This window comes from Xanthovirga aplysinae, from assembly GCF_009711365.1.
Classification (GTDB): domain Bacteria; phylum Bacteroidota; class Bacteroidia; order Cytophagales; family Cyclobacteriaceae; genus Xanthovirga; species Xanthovirga aplysinae.
In genome coordinates, this window is the sequence record NZ_SMMB01000757.1 from 1 (window position 1) to 3,723 (window position 3,723).

The 3,723-nt window shown below is 35.9% G+C and carries 1 protein-coding gene; it reads right to left on the reverse strand.

Annotation, left to right across the window (positions count from 1 at the left end; all coding sequences use genetic code 11):
- Positions 1-604 precede the first annotated feature (604 nt).
- Positions 605-3,559 (reverse strand): tetratricopeptide repeat protein, encoded by a 2,955-nt coding sequence (locus tag E1171_RS05190; RefSeq protein WP_222931401.1) that lies wholly within the window; start codon positions 3,557-3,559, stop codon positions 605-607.
- Between the last annotated feature and the right edge of the window lie 164 nt (positions 3,560-3,723).

Genomic DNA, 3,723 nt, shown 5'->3' on the forward strand with positions numbered 1-3,723 from the left:
TATACAAGGTAATTTCCGTATCCTGAAAAGAACTTTTCGAAATAAACCTTCCCTTCTCAAGAATTAGCTCGATTCTTTTGCGTAAGGCTAGTTGTTCAAATTCAGATTTTCTCATGGGTTTGAGAATTCGAAAGGAATAAAGAGGGATTTGAATGGATCAGTTTATCCACCTTGAAGTGGGCATAGTAAGGAATAAAGGATTTCCAAAATCCTATTTTTGGAAAACAGCATTGGCAATATTGGAATGCTCGGTTAGACCAGCATGGCATGGAACCAATAGATTTAGTATACTTTGAATACTTTCACAAAGTATAAAAACCACCAAGGAATCAATTCCTTAAAGAAGGGCAATATTTCTATATGGGTTATGGTCTATGATCTGATTTTACTGGTAGGCCATCAGATCAATGAACAACCATATAACTTTAACAAAAAAAAATGTAAATTTCAAGAGAACCCCTAATGAGATTTTAAAAAATTGATTTTCACTGATGTATTCTTAAGAACAAGTTTGCTTTAATTAATTTTCAATACTCCCATCCATTAATTTCAACCACGTTTAGGAAAGTGAGCTATCTGGGAATTCTTGCTAAAACTGAATTAATTACCAAGGACTCTGTTGTCTTTCCTTTCGTTTAGCTTCGTAAGAAAGCTTAAATAAAATAAATTGTTCGGCTGGTATTTGATCACTTAAATCAACAAGTGCACTTTCAGCAAAACTATTTAAGCCCATTTTCAAACATTGCATAATGTAGGCCTCCCTAATTCTTCTTGAATATGGATCAGCTTTTAATCCCGAAAGAAGCATTTGATAAGCTATTTCCTCTTGCTGACGGATTTGATCAAAATAATTTGCGGCTGCTCTTATTCCCAAATCAAAAAAATTATTTTCCTTTACCACCTGTTGGAAAAGCTCGTCCGCATCCTTAAATTCCTTTCTTTCCTGTGCTAAAATGGCTTTTGCCAAGTTGATCATTTCGTGTAACTCATAATCCTCCTTATCTGCCCGCTGAACTACATCAGGTAGAGTGGAAGCCAAATCTTCGAATAAATTTTCTTCTATAAAAAGCTGTAAATTTAAGCGATCCCTTTGCTTCACCTCCTCCAAAGATAAACCAGACATATCATTTATTTTATTCATAAAACCTTTAGCCCGATTGATTGCTTTTGTGGCTAAAGCTTTTTCCATGGCCCTTTCAAAAACTTTAAAGGTGAATTTCTGTTGTTTTAGGTTACCCTTAATTTCATCAAATCTTTTCCAATCTTCTTGAGCTAACCATACACAAGCAGCCTGATACTTAATTTCATCAGATTCCGGCTCTAAATCTTTGGCTTGAGATTCAAAAATTTGGATCATAAGGGTAGCAATTTCCTTTTGGGAAGAATTTAACAGCTCTTCCCAGGCCAAAAGCGCATCCTTTTTCTTTCCTGCCTCCGTCAATGCAACTGCATATTCCATTTGAAGTTTCTCTGATTCCAGGCCTGCCCTTTTAAAAAACTCAGAAGCTTTAAGTGGAGCATCCTGATCCAAGGCAATCAATCCCATTAGTTCATTATAGTAAGATTTACGACCAACCACCTGATCTGCCAAAGGTTGTAGCAATTCCAAAGACTGATTTATTTTATGCTGCTGATAGAATCTAAAGGCCTGCAGACGCTTAAGATCCTCCTGATAATCTTTATTACCAGAACTTCTAATTTGAGTGCCCAAAACCGTTTGTCTTAGGGAATCCTTAAAATTCCTTTGGTTAAATGCAGTATTATAAGTATTTGTAAAAGTAAATAGATTCAGTTTTTCCCATTTCTTCCAATCATCTTCCTGGCGACCCTCATTTAAGACAAATTGATTCAAACTTCCTAAGAGGGCGAGGTTTGTTTTTAAGGGTAAATGATCATTGTTTTGAAACCGCTGTTCTAAAGAATCCACAGGTAGGTCTACCCCCGACTTTACCCATATAGCCAGCTGATTGGTTTGTCCCTCCAATATTGCTTTTTTATCGTTGGTTGCACTCTGAAAAAAAATAAGAGCTGAATCCAATACATTGGTCTGGGCATACAATAAACCTAGATTATTATAAAGTGCTCCATTTCCAGGAAATTTTTGAATTCCCTCCTTTAGCGTAAAAAGAGCGTCAAAAAACATTCCCCGATCTTGATAAATATCACTGATATTGATATAATCAAAAGGTGTAGGATTTTTCTTGGCCGCCTGCTTAAAGTAATTCAGTGCTGCAGATTGATCTCCCTCCTGTCTGGACAGAGAAGCCAATGAATAATTGGACCGATGATTCAATACCTGAAAAATTCGGGCCCTTTTGTAATATTGCTTTGCCAAAAACCTTTTATCTTCCTTTAGTTGCCAGTCCGCAATGCCATTGTAATAGCCAGCCATTGCCTGATAAAAAGGCAAAAAATTGGCCCGAAGCATAAAAAAAACGATTCCCCCAACTCCTACAAAAACTGCCAAAGAATAAGGCATTTTTCTGGGATCAAAGACTACTTTGCTAACAGCATAATTTTTTCGTAAAAGTGAATGGAAATTTACCAGTACATAAATAAAAAACATTAAACCCAATGAAAAATGAGCATACACAATAACATCTTCAAAAGCCTCTATAATTGAATCATTTGAAGTGAAAAACCCATAACCAATAGTAGCCAAACAAACCGAGCCTACGGCCAGAAATAAAAATGCCCCCAAAGGATAAAATGGAATAGCTCCCTGCACCTTTTCACTTCTTTCTTTCAACCCCCAGAAACCTAGGACAGCCGACAACATCAACAATAAAAATTCATTTAAGTAAAAAATATTCCAATTAATCACTCCTGAATTTTTTAGGTAAATGAAGAGCACATTTATGAGGTAAACCAAGGTGATGAGCATAAAATGGCGATCATTTCCTACACCCTGCCCGCTTCCGGAATATGTAATCAAATGCAAAAAGCCCCTTACAATTTCAGGAGCTATTATAATTATAAAAATAATGGATAAGAAAACCGCAGCCGGAATACTATGAACCGCAAGGGATAAAAAGGGGTAAGAAATTTCCTTGCAGAAAAATTGAATGAGAAAGCCCATTAGAACTGTGAGCAAAGAAAAAATCACCAGCCGCACTTTTAGTGAAGCCTCCTTTTTAAAAGAATGAAAATAAAAACTGGCGCCCAAATAGGAAATTACTAAAATGGCGAGCAATAAGTGCTTAAAAGGACCAGGAAAATGAAGGTTTTCAGTATTTAATTGCGCCAAAAATAAAACAAAAGCTAACATTCCTCCCATAAAATACAGGCGTGGCAAAGAAGGAATGACGGAAAGAAAAATTATTACAGCAAAAGCAAACAGGCAAAAATAGAGATATATCCCTGTGTTATTTATCGTAATATCACTGCCAAGAAATTTCTGTGTCAGCAGGAAATTATCTGTAGTAATAGGAAAATCAAAGATTCCTTTTTGTACATGCCCGGCTTGCACAGCAATACGACTTGCTTCTGTCTCCACTTCCTGTTGTATCGCATATTTTTCTCCCCTTCCAATAGAAAGAATAAAAAATGTAATTGCCACAAAAAAAGGGGCCGAAATTAAGTACAAAAGATTGCGATAAGTGCGATGCCAATCTTGCCAGAATAAAAGTTTACCCATGTTCCCAAATAAAGATGATAAAATAAAGAAAGGGCAGGATTAATAATTCCTGCCCTTCGATCAATTTTAAATAATGCTTTTTTTTT